The organism is Dermatobacter hominis (genome assembly GCF_020715685.1).
Classification (GTDB): Bacteria; Actinomycetota; Acidimicrobiia; order Acidimicrobiales; family Microtrichaceae; genus Dermatobacter; species Dermatobacter hominis.
On sequence record NZ_CP085840.1, the window covers coordinates 3,838,422 to 3,851,436 of the forward strand.

14 protein-coding genes are annotated in these 13,015 nt (G+C 73.5%); 3 read left to right on the forward strand and 11 right to left on the reverse strand.

The features are described from left to right. Positions 1-2: 2 nt before the first annotated feature. The 6 genes from LH044_RS18010 to LH044_RS18035 all read right to left on the reverse strand — a co-directional run bounded on the left by LH044_RS18010 (position 3) and on the right by LH044_RS18035 (position 5,894). Positions 3-821, reverse strand: coding sequence for an ABC transporter permease (locus LH044_RS18010; protein ID WP_227756977.1), 819 nt, complete (start codon positions 819-821; stop codon positions 3-5). Further along, positions 818-1,915, reverse strand: coding sequence for an ABC transporter substrate-binding protein (locus tag LH044_RS18015; protein ID WP_227756978.1), 1,098 nt, complete (start codon positions 1,913-1,915; stop codon positions 818-820). Before LH044_RS18015 ends, LH044_RS18010 begins: the two co-directional genes overlap by 4 nt. A gap of 183 nt (positions 1,916-2,098) precedes the next feature. Then, positions 2,099-3,700 carry an alkaline phosphatase D family protein gene (locus tag LH044_RS18020; RefSeq protein ID WP_227756979.1) on the reverse strand — a complete coding sequence of 534 codons (1,602 nt, stop codon included), beginning with the start codon at positions 3,698-3,700 and terminating at the stop codon, positions 2,099-2,101. Positions 3,701-3,755: 55 nt separating this feature from the next. Further along, complete coding sequence (locus tag LH044_RS18025) at positions 3,756-4,220, reverse strand: GyrI-like domain-containing protein (protein ID WP_227756980.1); 465 nt, start codon at positions 4,218-4,220, stop codon at positions 3,756-3,758. A gap of 13 nt (positions 4,221-4,233) precedes the next feature. Then, positions 4,234-5,106 carry a TIGR03619 family F420-dependent LLM class oxidoreductase gene (locus LH044_RS18030; protein ID WP_227756981.1) on the reverse strand — a complete coding sequence of 291 codons (873 nt, stop codon included), beginning with the start codon at positions 5,104-5,106 and terminating at the stop codon, positions 4,234-4,236. A 104-nt stretch (positions 5,107-5,210) separates the two neighbouring features. Then, on the reverse strand, positions 5,211-5,894 hold the full coding sequence (locus tag LH044_RS18035; protein WP_227756982.1) for an enoyl-CoA hydratase/isomerase family protein: 684 nt from the start codon (positions 5,892-5,894) through the stop codon (positions 5,211-5,213). A 94-nt stretch (positions 5,895-5,988) separates the two neighbouring features. On the opposite strand from LH044_RS18035, the gene LH044_RS18040 reads away from it, so the two are divergent. Beyond that, complete coding sequence (locus tag LH044_RS18040; protein ID WP_227756983.1) at positions 5,989-6,462, forward strand: SRPBCC family protein; 474 nt, start codon at positions 5,989-5,991, stop codon at positions 6,460-6,462. Then, positions 6,459-7,541 (forward strand): DNA topoisomerase IB, encoded by a 1,083-nt coding sequence (locus LH044_RS18045; RefSeq protein ID WP_227756984.1) that lies wholly within the window; start codon positions 6,459-6,461, stop codon positions 7,539-7,541. The genes LH044_RS18040 and LH044_RS18045 overlap by 4 nt, the downstream gene beginning before the upstream one ends. Before the next feature lie 115 nt (positions 7,542-7,656). On the opposite strand, the gene LH044_RS18050 is transcribed toward LH044_RS18045, so the two are convergent. Next, the gene (locus tag LH044_RS18050; RefSeq protein ID WP_227756985.1) at positions 7,657-9,129 is read right to left on the reverse strand and encodes an HNH endonuclease signature motif containing protein; all 1,473 of its coding nucleotides are present in this window, start codon (positions 9,127-9,129) and stop codon (positions 7,657-7,659) included. Between the two features lie 65 nt (positions 9,130-9,194). Then, complete coding sequence (locus LH044_RS18055) at positions 9,195-10,079, reverse strand: MBL fold metallo-hydrolase (RefSeq protein ID WP_227756986.1); 885 nt, start codon at positions 10,077-10,079, stop codon at positions 9,195-9,197. A 126-nt stretch (positions 10,080-10,205) separates the two neighbouring features. Between LH044_RS18055 and LH044_RS18060 the strand changes: the two genes are divergently transcribed. Continuing rightward, the gene (locus LH044_RS18060; RefSeq protein ID WP_227756987.1) at positions 10,206-10,961 is read left to right on the forward strand and encodes a DUF429 domain-containing protein; all 756 of its coding nucleotides are present in this window, start codon (positions 10,206-10,208) and stop codon (positions 10,959-10,961) included. Positions 10,962-11,004: 43 nt separating this feature from the next. Here the strand turns inward: LH044_RS18060 and LH044_RS18065 are convergent, their stop codons facing one another. From LH044_RS18065 to LH044_RS18075, 3 genes are all read right to left on the reverse strand, one after another. Continuing rightward, positions 11,005-11,574, reverse strand: coding sequence for a hypothetical protein (locus LH044_RS18065; RefSeq protein ID WP_227756988.1), 570 nt, complete (start codon positions 11,572-11,574; stop codon positions 11,005-11,007). 61 nt (positions 11,575-11,635) lie between these two features. After that, a complete protein-coding gene (locus LH044_RS18070; protein ID WP_227756989.1) occupies positions 11,636-12,367 on the reverse strand; it encodes a hypothetical protein in 732 nt (243 codons plus the stop codon). Continuing rightward, complete coding sequence (locus tag LH044_RS18075; protein ID WP_227756990.1) at positions 12,364-12,909, reverse strand: RNA polymerase sigma factor; 546 nt, start codon at positions 12,907-12,909, stop codon at positions 12,364-12,366. Before LH044_RS18075 ends, LH044_RS18070 begins: the two co-directional genes overlap by 4 nt. Positions 12,910-13,015: the final 106 nt, after the last annotated feature.

A 13,015-nucleotide genomic window follows, 5' to 3' on the forward strand; every position in this document is an offset into this window, starting at 1 on the left:
GATCACCGTCCCGGCTGCCAGCGCAGCAGTCGTCGTTCGAGGGCCCGGACGCCGGCGTCCGAGAGGAGGCCGAGCACGGCGTAGGTCACGAGACCGACGACGATGACGTCGGTCTGGTTGAACACCTGGGCCCGTGTCATCAGGTAGCCGATGCCGCTGGTGGCGTTGATCTGCTCGGCGAACACGAGGAGGAGCCACGCGATCGCGGTGGCGAGGCGCAGCCCGATGAGGAAGCCCGGGAGGGCGCCGGGGAGGACGACCCGCCGGACGAGCTGCCAGCGGGACAGGCCGACCGTCTCCGCGAGCTGCAGGTAGCGGGGGTCGAGGGTCTTGATGGCCGTCACCGTGTTGACGTAGACGGGGAAGGCCACGCCGAGGACGATCAGCGACACCTTCACGGTCTCGCCGACGCCGAGCCACACGACCAGCAGCGGCTGCAGGGCGATGATCGGGACGAACCGGAGCATCTGGACGTTCGCGTCCACGAGGTCGTCGCCGATCCGGGACAGCCCGGCGGCTAGGGCGAGGAGCGCACCGATCGGGATGCCGATGGCCATGCCCCACACCACCCGCTGCAGCGACGCCCACAGGGCTGAGGTCAACGTGCCGTCGCGGAAGAGGTCGACCCCGGCGGTCAGGACCGTGGACGGTCCCGCCAGGATGTCGGTGCTGATCCACCCGAGCTGGGAGGCCAGCTCCCACAGCGCGAAGAGCAGGACGACGCCGATCAGGCGCTCGAGCCCCCGCGGCAGGCGCCAGCGCCGCCGCGCCGCGGCCTCGGCCCGGGCGGTGGGGAGGGTGACGAGCTCGACGGTGCTCACGAGCCGGAACCTCCCTGGGAGGCGACCCCGGCCTCCTCGGCCGTCTGCTGGACCAGCTCGTTGAAGCGGTTGTCGAACTCCTTGGCGGTGTCGATCTCGGTCGGGATCTGCCCGGCGGCGTGGAACCGGTCGGCGAGCTCCTGCTGGGGCTTCGCGATGTCACCCGGGAGCGACAGGAACGTGGTCACGCCGGTGCTGTTCGCCAGCTCGAGCGCCCGCTCGGGGGTCAGGCCGTACTGCTGCACGAAGATCGAATCCGCCAGCGCCTGCTTGTTCTTCGAGAGGTAGCCGTACGCCTTGACCAGGCGGGTCACGTAGTCGGCGAGCGCCGCGGACCTGGCGTCGTCGTCGAGCGCTTCCTTGCTGGCGATCAGGAAGGCGCCGCGGTCGGTGATGTCGTTGGCCTGGGCCACCACGTGGCCGCCGGGCGTGTCCTTGACGAACCCGCTGATCAGCGGCTCGGTGGAGATGCCGGCGTCGGCCGCACCGCTCTTGATCGCTGCGGCGATCCCGGTGATCGGCAGGTCCACGGTCGTGATGTCGGACAGCGTCAGGCCCTCGTCCTCGAGGGCGGTCAGCACCGCGGCCTCGGCCGAGGTGCCCCGCTGGTAGGCGACCCGCTTGCCCTTGATGTCGGCCCAGCTCTTGATCGACGGATCTGCGCTGATCAGGCCGCCGAGGCCCTGCTCGGGGGCCCAACCGGCCACGGCGGCGATGTCCTGGCCGGACGCCTGGGCGAAGATCAGCGGGGTGCTGGCGACGAAGCCGGCGTCGACGGCGCCGCCCTGGAAGGCCTGCAGCATCGGCGGGCCGCCGATGAAGTTGGCGTACTCGACCGTGTACGGCAGGTCCTGGTCCTGGCCGCTCACCGACAGGATCGTCTGGAGGTACTCGAGCTGGTCGCCGATCTTCAGCGTGGTGCCCGGGGGGATCGACGGGGGCGTGACGACCGCCTTCGCCGTGGTGGTCGGGCCGCTGTCCGCCTCCTTCCGCGTCGAGGCGTCCGACGAGCACGCAGCGGCGGCCACCAGGAGCAGCGCGGTGACGATGGCGAGGAGGGCCCCGGAGGGACGGGACCGTGGGAGGGGGGACACTGACGCTCCTGACGTGACAAGCCGGGCTAGTTCGTAAACCCGATCGGAATGGTCAGGTTTTAGACCCGAGTGGTGCGCCTCGCAACTCGACGTGCGTCACACCGTCGCCAGGACCCCGTGAGGACAGGACCGTGGTCAGGACAGGACCGTGGTCAGGACAGGACCGTGGTCAGGACAGGACCGTCAGAGGAGCGTGACCGTCGGGCGCGGCTGGCCCGGCACGGTGTCGAACCGCACCGAGGGCGCCGGCACGGACCACGTCGCCGTGGGGACCAGCGCGTGGTAGGTGACGGTCATCGCGTCGGGTGACAGCTCCACCACGCCGTAGCCGTTGCGGTGGATGTCCATGTGGTCGAACGGCGGCTGGGTCGGGTACGAGGGCAGCCCGTCGGACAGCAGCGCCTCGGTCACGCCGCTCGGCGACGAGATGCCGCCGCCGGTGTACTCGTACGCCACGACCGGCGCGTCTGGGTCGTCGAAGTCCGTGCTGAGCGGCGCGGCCATGAACGTGTGCTGGTCGCCGGTCAGGAACGCCACGTCGGCGACCCCGGCGTCGCGCAGGTGCGACAGCACGAGGTCGCGCTCCCATCCGAACCCGTCCCACGAGTCGGTGCCGAGGTACAGGCCGGCGTGCTTGGGCAGGTTCGGGTCGAGCGCCCGCATCTCGGGCGTGTCGAGGTCCACCAGGCGGACCGGGGCGATCATCACCGGGTTGCCCACGAGCTTCCAGCGGACGCCGTCGGCCTGCGCGGCGTCGAGCCCGTCGAGCAGCCACTGGCGCTGCGAGTCGCCGAGCATGGTCCGTCCCTCGGCCTGGAGGTCGCCGGTCATCACCTGCGTCCCGAGCAGGCCGAGCAGCGAGGTGCCGAGGTGGTCGTCGCGGTACTGGCGTGCGTCCAGCACGAACAGGTCGGCCAGGTCGCCCCACCGCAGCTCCCGGTGGATGCGCGTCCCGTCGACCGGCCACACCGGCATGTACTCGAACCAGGCCTGGTGCGCGGCGGCGGCCCGCTCCGGGTGCTCCGCCAGGTAGGAGCGGTCGTGGTCGTTGGCGACCTCGTGGTCGTCCCAGGTCACGACGAACGGGTGGGCGGCGTGGGCGGCCTGCAGGTCGGGATCGCTGCGGTAGAGCCGGTAGCGCTGCCGGTAGCCCTCGAGGGTGTCGGCATCGCTCGTGTACTCGTCGCGCACCCGTCGCAGGATCTGGATCGGGAGCGCCTCGTAGATGTAGTCGCCGAGGAACAGGACGGCGTCGACGTCCTTGGTCGCCAGATCTCGCCACGCGCCGTAGTAGCCGCCGGCGTAGGACTGGCACGCGGCGAAGGCCAGGCGGAACGACGAGGGCGAGGAGCCAGGCGCCGGCAGCGTCCGGGCCCGCCCGACCGGCGAGGTCGTGCCGCCCGTGCGGAACCGGAACCAGTAGGAGCGGTCGGCGTCGAGGCCGCCGACCAGCACCTTGACGCAGCCGTCGCTGGCCGCGCTGACCGGCGCCGTGCCGGTGGCGACGACCGTGGCGAACGCGGCCGAGTCGGCCACGTCCCACTCCACCGTGGACACCGGCGTGCTCGCCAGCTCGACGCGGGTCCAGAGCACGACCTCGGAGGTGGAGTGCAGGCCGGAGGCCACGCCCAGTCCGAACACGCCGGGGACCGGCCCCGCCGCCGGCGAGCACGCGCTCGCCGCACCGAGGGCGGCGGCGCCCAGCACCGTCCCGCCCGCGACCAGGAACTCGCGACGACCCAACTCGTGACGGCCCAGCATCTCCCACACCCCCCGCACCGACATCCGGATGAACGTCAGATGGACGCAGGGTAAACGACCGGTGCCGGTCGGTGCTGGCTCAGGCCAGCTGGGCGTTCAGCTCCGTGCGGTTGTCCGCCGGGTCGCCCTCGGGGGTGGGCTCGGTGAGGTACACCTCCCACAGCTCGCCGCTCGCGGCGAGACCCTGCCCGGCGATCCACGCGAGCAGCGAACCCCACGCCTCGCCGAGCCCGTCGTACCCGCCGGCGTGCACCGTCCGGGCGACCCGTCCGCCGGGCAGCGTGCTGACGACGACCTCGCCGACCGGCTCGATCGGTGCACCGGTGATGAAGCCGACCTCGAGGTCGGCCGTGTCGGTGGGCTCCCCGTGGTACAGCGCGAAGGCCGGGCTGAGGGGCTGGACCTGCTGGTCGGCGAGGACGCCGGCCAGCGCCGGGAACGCCGTGTCGAACACCGAGGCCAGCTCGGCCATGGGCGACACCCGCTTGATCACCATCGTGATCTGCTCGGCCTGCTCGACGATCTCCGGTTCGGTGGTGCTCATGTCGTCCTCCTGCTCAGTCGCGGCAGGCCGCCATCGTGGTCTCGGCGAACCGCTCGAGGGCATCGATCTTGTCCTGGAGCGGCTCCGTGTCCGGCCCGACGACGTAGGGCCACCGGAACCCGACGATCACCTCGGTGACGCCCTTCTCCTCGAGCCGCTTGATCCCGTCGACGCTGAACGCCTCGGGGCTGATGACCTGGATCTCGAAGGGCTCCTCGGCCTTGCCGGCCTCCCTCCGGAGCACGTGGAGCCGCTCGATGATCGCGTCGAGGTCGTCCTCGCCACCGCCGTGGATCCAGCCGTCCAGCCGGGCGGCGCGGCGGAGAGCCGGACCGGAGTGGCCGCCGATCAGGATCGGCACCCGCTCGGTCGGCACCGGACAGATCTTGACCGACTGCATGTCGTAGACCTCGCCGTGGTGCTCGTGGAAGCCGCCGTCGAGCAGGTTCGACACGATGTCGATGCACTCGTCCATGCGCCTGCCGCGGTCCTCCCACGGAGTGCCGGTGATCGCGTAGTCCTCGGGCCACGGGCTCACGCCGACGCCGAGCGTCAGCCGGTTGTCGCTGAGCACCGCAGCCGACGACGCCAGCTTGGCGGTGTGCAGTGGGTGGCGGATCGGGAGCTTCAGGACCGAGATCGTGAAGCGGATCCGGTCGGTCACCATCGCCAGCGCGCTGATCAGCGCGAACGGCTCGATGAACGGCTTGTCCTCGAGGAACTCCCGGGAGCCGTCGGGCGTGAACGGGTACGTCGAGTCCGAGACCTCGGGGTACGCCACGGAGTCGGGCACGAGGAAGCTGTCGTAGCCGGCGGCCTCGGCGGCCTGCGCCAGCGGCGCCATGTAGGCCGGGTCGGTCAACGCCTCGGCGTAGGTGAATCGCACGGTGGTCCCCCTTGTGGTGCTGTTCGTTCCCGGCTGGTGGGCCGGTGGTCGTGGGCTCGTCGGTCGGTGGCGGTCGGCCGGTGGTGGTCGGCCGGTGGTGCCGGTCAGCGCTCGTGGTCGAGCGCGTCGATGGCGTCGGCGTGCAGCCGGTGCTTGATCGCCCGCAGCGTGGCCGGGTCCTTGCCGGCCAGCCCGGCGGCGATCTCGATCGCGCGAGGGAGCACCTCGTCGAGGGGGGCGACCTCGTCGGCGATGCCGGCCGCGACGGCGTCGGGGCCGCCGTAGCGGCGGCCGGTGGTCATGGCGTGGTGGGCGGTGCGGCGCGGGAGGCGAGCCTTCAGGAGCGCGTCCATCCCCGGCGTGAACGGCAGGCCGAGGTCGACCTCGGGCACGCACCAGTAGCCGCGGTCCTCGCGCATCACGACGACGTCGTGGGCCGTCGCCAGCATCGCCCCGCCGGCGAAGGCATGGCCCTGGACCGCGGCGACCGTCGGGATGCCGGCACCGAGGACGTCGCCGAGCAGGCGGTGCAGCCGCTCGACGACCGTGCCGGCGTGCTCCTGGTTCGCCATCATCCAGTCGAGGTCGAGCCCGTTGCACCAGATCTTGCCGGTGGCGGCGGTGACGAGCGCCCGGGGTGGGGGCCGGTCCTCGACCTGGGACACGAGCTCCAGGAGCCGAGCCGTGCTGTCGAGGTCGAAGCGGTTCTCGCCGTCGCCGAGGTGCAGCACCCAGACGTCGCCCTCCTGGCGCAGGCTCGGGTGGCTGGGGCTGGGTTCGTCCGGCACGCGGTCCTCCGTCGCGGTCGTGGGCCGGAGGAGTCTGTCAGGTGCGGCGGGCCCACGGTTTCGGTGCTCGGGTCGGTGGGTACGGCAGGGGTCCATGGCCGGTTCAGGATCCTCCGTCGTCATCGAGGTCGACGCCCCGCGCGACGTCGTCTACCGGACGATCGCCGACCCCCGCACCTATCCCGACTGGTTGGTCGGCGCGCGGGCGATCCGGTCGGTCGACGACGAGTGGCCCGAGGAGGGCAGCGCCTTCCGGCACGTCATCGGGTTCCCGCCCGTGCTGGTCCCCGGATCGACCACGTCGCACGGGGTCGAGCCCGGCCGCTGCCTCGAGCTGCGGGCCGGGATGGGTCCGCTCGGGGCCGCGATGGTGCGCTTCGAGCTGAGCGACACCGCCACCGGCGGCACCCGGATCGAGGTGCTCGAGCGCTTCGTGGCCGGTCCGGCGCAGTGGTCGGCGCACTTCGCCGGCCCGATCGTCTCCGCCCTCGTGTGGGGCCGCAACGCCGTGTCGCTCGACTCGCTGGCCGACGTGCTCGGCCGGCACGTGACCAGCGGTCCGAAGTGAGGGCATCGACCCCCGCCGGGCCGGGCGCCGTCGAAGGCGGCGTGCCGGTGCTGGCCGAGCCGCCCGAGGGCACCGACGAGGCGGTGGTCGTCGCCGCGGCCGAGGCCGGGCTCCGCTACGTCACCGACGACGAGCCGGGGATCCGGCGCACCCGTCGCGGGAAGGGCTTCTCCTACACGCGGGCCGGCGGTCGCTCCGCCGTCGGCAAGGAGACCCGCCGGCGCATCGACCAGCTCGCCATCCCCCCGGCGTGGACCGACGTCTGGATCTGCGCCGACGAGAACGGTCACCTCCAGGCGACCGGGCGCGACGCCCGCGGTCGCAAGCAGTACCGCTACCACGACCGCTGGCGGGCGGTCCGCGACGAGGCGAAGTTCGACCACCTGCGCGAGTTCGGCGAGCGGCTGCCCGACCTGCGGGCCGTGGTGGGCGAGGACCTCGGCCGCCGGGGCCTGCCGCCCCGGAAGGTGATCGCGCTGGTGATCGCGCTGCTCGACCGGACGCTGATCCGCGTCGGCAACGAGGCGTACCGCCGTGAGAACGGCACGTACGGGCTGACGACGCTCGAGGCCGACCAGGTCGAGGTCGACGGCGCCGAGATCTCGTTCTGCTTCATCGGCAAGGGCGGCCAGGAGCACGAGGTGTCGCTCGACGACCGGCGACTCGCCCGGGCCGTGAAGGCCTGCCACGAGCTCGGCGGCCGGGAGCTGTTCACCTACCGCGGGGTCGACGGCGGTCCGGTCCGGGTCGACTCGGCCGACTGCAACGAGTACCTGTCCGACGTCATGGGTCCCGACACGACCGTGAAGTACTTCCGGACGTGGGGGGCCACGGCGACCGTCCTCGAGGAGCTCGCCGGCCGACCCGAGGGCCTCACGACGTCCGACGTGCTGAGCGCGGTCGACCTGGCGGCCGAGCGCCTCGGCAACACGCGGGCGGTCTGCCGGCGCTCGTACGTCCACCCGCTGCTCACCGACGACCTCGACGAGCCGCGGCTCCGCGAGGCCTGGGCGGGCTCCCGCACCACCGAGTCGATGGCCCGGGCCGAGCGGGCCACCCTCCGCCTGCTGGACAGCTGAGCCGCCCGGCCACCAACCGGGGACGCGTCCGCGCCTGGACACACGGGCGGGGTGGAGGAGCGGTGCGGGGTGGAGGAGCGGTGCGGGGTTGATCGTCCGGTGGGCGGTCCCGCGCTCAGGCGGGTGCGGGTGTTCGTCGGTGTTGGCTGTGGGAGACCGCGCCGCTGGGGCTGGTGATGGTGAAGAGCCCCTCGCCGGCGCCTGGTCTCGGGTTGGCGGCCATGCTCCAGCCGGTGCGGTGGATGACACCGTGATGGCGCCGGCAGAGGAGGGCGAGGTTGCGGATGTCGGTCGCTCCGCCGTCGGCGTGGTGGGTCACGTGGTGCGCGTCGCACCAGCTCGCCGGGGCGTCACAGCCCGGGAACGTGCAGCGTCCGTCACGGAAGCGGAGGTTGCGGCGCTGCTCCCGGTTGGCGTGACGCTCTCCGGGTTGGCAGGCGACCGGATGGCCGCCGGCATCCTGAATGACCCACGTGACCTCGGCGTCGCAGGTGAGCAGCTCCCACTCGTGGGTGGCGTACCGCAACGGTGCCCCCGTGCTGTCGGTGGCGCGCTGTGACCAGTCGACCGGGCCGGCGTCCTTGCCTGGCAACAGCACACCGTCGGCGAACAGGTGCTGCAGCTCGTCGGTATCGACCTCGAGGAGGATGGCGAACTCGCCGGTGGGTCGGGTGCGACCCGAGGTGGGGTGGGTGGCGCCGTGTTCGACGAGGTCCATGAACGCCCGGGCCAGCAGCTCCGACCGGGGTGGGACCTCCAGATCGGGATGAGCCAGCTGGTCCCGGACGTGGATGCGCCACAGACGGTCGGCCTCGGCTTCGACCCGCTGTGCGAACGCCATCGCCGCAGGCCCGTACAGGTCGATCGTCGCGGAGACCTGATCGGCGGACTGCTCGATGCGGGCGTGGTCGCGCGGCATCGGCGGCTCCGCACCGTCGTCATCCGCAAGCCTCGCGACCTGTTCGGCATGGCGGGCGAACTGCACGAACGTGCACTGCTGGCGACACAGGTCGATCAATGCGTCCTGGGCGCCTTCCAGGGCGTGGCGGTTGCGGTCGTTGACCCGCCGACAGACCTCCCGCACGCGATCGACGGGCACCTCAGCCCTCGCCAGCGCGGCCGCCATCTTCGGTTGGTGCTTCCGCATCGTGTTCGCCGTCGCGAGATCGGCCTTCACCCGCTTCGGGTTCGCACCGTGGCGCCACCCCGCCTCGTTCGCCGTCACGTGACCCAACCGGCGGTCGCAGAGCTGACGGGCGTCGAGCTCCGCCAACATCGCGAACCGCGCCGAATGGAACAGCCGGTCGACCGTCTCGAGGCCGTCGAACAACCCCAGGACCGCCTCGTCGTCCAGACCGCGCACGTCCAGCTGCGTCACCTCACGCAACGCCGAGATCACCGCTGCGACCGGCACCGGTACCCCGAACGCCGGCACGCGGAACAGCGCTGCTTCCGGCACCCCGGCAGCACCCGCACCATCGGCTGCCCCGCCAACAGCCGGGGCGTCGTCTCCGGCCCCGTCGTCTCCGACCCCGTCGTCTCCGGCGCCATCTTCGGGACGCTCGCTCGCTTCCCCGGTCGAACGCATGTTCGACACGCTACGTACCAGGTGTGACAGCCGGACGTCGGGCGGGTGAGCGCCCGCCCGGCGCGCTATCCCGGTGCGACCGGGTCGACGGCGCCGGCCGATGCCGCCTGGCGGCCGGCGTGGTCGCGCAGCACTCGGACCAGGGCCCGCAGCTTCGACCGATCGGTCGGGCGCTCCGAGAACGACAGGGCCCGGTCCATCACCGACGGGCCCTCGACGACGAGCCCGTGGCCGGGGAGCAGGTGCTCGACGTCGAGGGCGCGCAGCCGGCTCTCCGTCGCCACCGACATGCGGCCGTCGACGAACTCCGGGTTGAACCACGCCAGCCCTTCCACCGAGAGCACGGCGTCCCCGGAGATCAGCGTCCGGGTCGACGGGCGGTAGAGGCAGGTCGAGTCGTCGCTGTGGCCCGGCGTGTTCAGCACCTGCCAGTCGGGGAGCCCGGGCAGGCGGTCGCCGTCGGCGAGCCACGACTCGGGTTCGAACGGGAGGCGGACGCCCTTGCGGTCCCACCCGATCACCTTCATCGTGCGGCCGATCTCGAAGGTGGCGGCGAGGTCGGTCGGCTGGCTGGCCATCACGGGGAGGATCTGGGCGATCGCCCGCAGACCCGGCGGGCGGACGGCGCGGGTGCCGGCCCGCATCTCGGCGATCGCCGTCGGCAGGTGCACGTGGGTGCCGGCCCGGGCCCGCAGCTCCGGCAGGCCGCCGACGTGGTCCGCGTGACCGTGGGTGGCGACCGCGCCGCTGAGGTCGCGCAGGTCGGCGTCGAGCGTCCGCAGCTCGGCCTCCACGAGCGGCACCTGCGAGGGCATGCCCAGGTCGACCACGAACGGGCGGCCGTCGCCGCCGTCGTGGACCACGTAGCAGTTGTAGAGCCACTTCGAGATCATGGTGACCCCGATCTCCGGCAGGTGCCGGATCACCGCGCTGCGTGCACGCCGAGCCATGGGGCGCCTCCTCGTCGGCGGCCGACGCTATCCACGGACCGAGGTCCCCGCCGGTCCGAGCCGCACCAACCGTCCCCGACGTGGTCGCGGTCGTCCGACGGCACCGATCACGCCGAGAATGGCGGCATGACGACCCAACCGCTGGCCCTGGGCCTCGACGCTGCCGGCGTCGACCGTTCCGGCGTCCCCCGGTGGTGCGCAGTGGTGGTCGGACCCGACGGCGTCGTGTCCGCGGGGATCGGCGGGCTGGTCGAGCTCATCACGTGGGCCGACGGGCTGGGTCCGGGACCGGTGGCGGCCATCGGCGTCGACATCCCGATCGACCACGTCGACGGTCCCGTCCGCACCGCCGATGCCGCGACCAGGGCGTTCGTCCGGCCGCTGAGCTCGACGGTCTTCCCGACGCCGCCCGCACGGGTGCTCGACGCCATCTCGTACGCCGAGGCGAACGAGCGGCTCGCCGCGTCCGGGGCGCCGAAGCTGTCGAAGCAGGCCTGGATGCTCGTGCCCCGCATCGTCGAGGCGACCGAGCTGGCCCGGCTCGACCCCCGGCTCCACGAGGTGCACCCCGAGGCGTCGTTCCGGGAGATGAAGATCCAGCTCGCCGCGGCCGCCGCTCCCGAGGCCGTTGCGGACGACGTCCGCATCACGCGCTCGAAGAAGACGTGGAACGGCCTGCTCGAACGTCGTCGCCTGCTCGCCGCGCACGGGATCGCGGTGCCCGAGGACGACCCGGCGCTCGATGGCGTGATGTCCGACGACGTCGTCGACGCCGCGGCGGTCGCGTGGTCGGCCCGGCGGATCGCGCTCGGCGTCGCGTGCCCGATGCCCGACCCGCCGGAGTGGTCGGCCGACGGGCGCCCCGTCGCCGTCTGGCGCTGAGCCCACCGCCGGCGGACCCCGGCGGCCCGGCCCCGTCTGCGCCTCAGTCGTCGCCGCCGTGGCCGCTGCCCGAGTCGCCGCCGTCGTGGTCGTCGCCGCTCCGATCGTCACCGCCGTGCCCGCTGCCCGAGCGGTCGTCGGTGGTGTCGTCGCCACCGTGCCCGGGGCCGGAGCGGTCGTCGCCGGCGGCGTCGTCGGACCCCCGACCGTGGCGACCGTGGTCGTCGATCGTGGTGGACGGGGCGACCGTCGGCGGCACGGTCACCGGGGCGTCGGTCGAGGGCGGCGCGATCACCGGTCCACCCGGGGTGCCGGGCGCGTCGCCGGGGCCCTGGTCCGGGGTGCCGTCGTCGTCGGCTGCGCCCGCCGGCGGGACGGTCGGGACCGGCACGGTCGGGCTCGGGTCACCGCCCGCGGTGCCGGGCGCGTCGCCGGGCCCCTGGTCGGGCGTGCCGTCGTCGTCGGCTGACCTCACCGCCGCCGGCCGGGTCGCGTCGTCGGCGCCGCCCCGGGCCCCGGCGACCGCGACGCCGCCCAGGGTCACGGCGAGCGCGGCCAGCGCGCTCACCCCGCCGATCCCGAGCCTCCGGGTGATCGTCCGGACCATCTTCATGGTGTTGCCTCCTCATCGGGTGTGGGAGGGACACGACGGTCGGTGTCACCGGGTTTGGACGTCAGGTCTGCACCTCGAGGGCACCGTCGCGCATCCGCGCGTCGATGGTCGACGTCGACGACCCCGACCCGCCCCCGTCGCGCCGGAACCGGATCACGGCACGCGTCGCGTCGGGTCGCTCGACCCGCTCGACGCTCCACCCCGGCGCCGGACGCGTCGACACGACGGTGAGCGAGGTCGGGGTCCACGTGAGCGTCGCCGATCCGCCCGCCGCAACCGCCTCCTGCGTGCCGCCCGCCGGGGCGGGAGGCGTGGTGGTCGTGGGCGGAGCGGCCGGTCCCGACGGCGTCGCCGTCGTGGGCGCGGAGGGGAGCGTCGAGCCGGGCCCTGGCGTCCCCGGGAGCGAGGTCGGCGGCGCCGTCGCCTCGGGCTCACCGGGCACCCCGACCGTCGTCGGCGTCGGGCCGGGGGCCGTCGTCGTGGTGGTGGTGCTCGTGCTGGCGGTGGGCAGGGTGCTCCGATCGGCGGTGTCGAGCTGCTGGCGGTCGTCGCCGCCGAGCGCAGCGAGCCCGAGCACCACGACGAGCACGGCCGCCGCGGCACCGGCGACCGCGAGCCCCGTCTGCCGCCGTCGACGGGCGTGCTCGAACCGCGGCCGGAGGACCCCGAGCTCGTCCTCGGCCTCGGCCTCGGTGGGGGCGTCCGCCGCCACGCCGGCGCGGAGCAGCGAGCGGAGCTCGTCGTCCCGGTCGTCGGCCGTGCCGTCGTCGAAGGGTCCGGTCCGGTCGCTCATCGTGCTCGCCCCTCCTCGGTCGGCTCGTCGGCGGGGCCGGCGGCGTCGGCGCCCAGCAGGGCGCGGAGCCGGCCGCGGGCCTGGTGGAGGTGGTACTTGACCGCCCCCTCGCTGAGGTCCATCGCCTCGGCCACCGCGGCGACGGACAGGTCGTCCAGGTAGTGCAGCGCCACGACCGCGCGCTGCTGCGGGCTGAGGTCGGCGACCGCGGCGGCCAGCCCGCTGTCGCGGAGCGCCGCAGCGTCGGTGAGCCCGACCTCGCCGGTGCGCCGCAGCTCCGCCCGGCCGCCCAGGCGGGCGAGCGCTCGCCGCCCTCGGCTCGAGCGGCGGTGGACGTCGGTCGCCCGGTTGATCGCGACGCGGCGCACCCACCCGAGCGGGTCGTCGAGCCGGCCGACGCGCCGCCAGCGCACGTAGGCGCGCTCGAAGGCGTCGGCCACGCACTCGGCCGCGACCTCGCGGTCGCCGCACACGAACGTGACCGTGGCGACGAGCCGCGGGTAGCCCGTCCGGAACAGCGCGTCGAAGTCGTCCGGCGCCACGCCCGGCCCCGTTCCCGCTCCGCTGCTCGCCCGGCTCTCCACGACGGTCATCCCGGTCCCGACACGACGGGGCGGGACCCGAGGTTTGGGTCATGCGGCCGGCCCC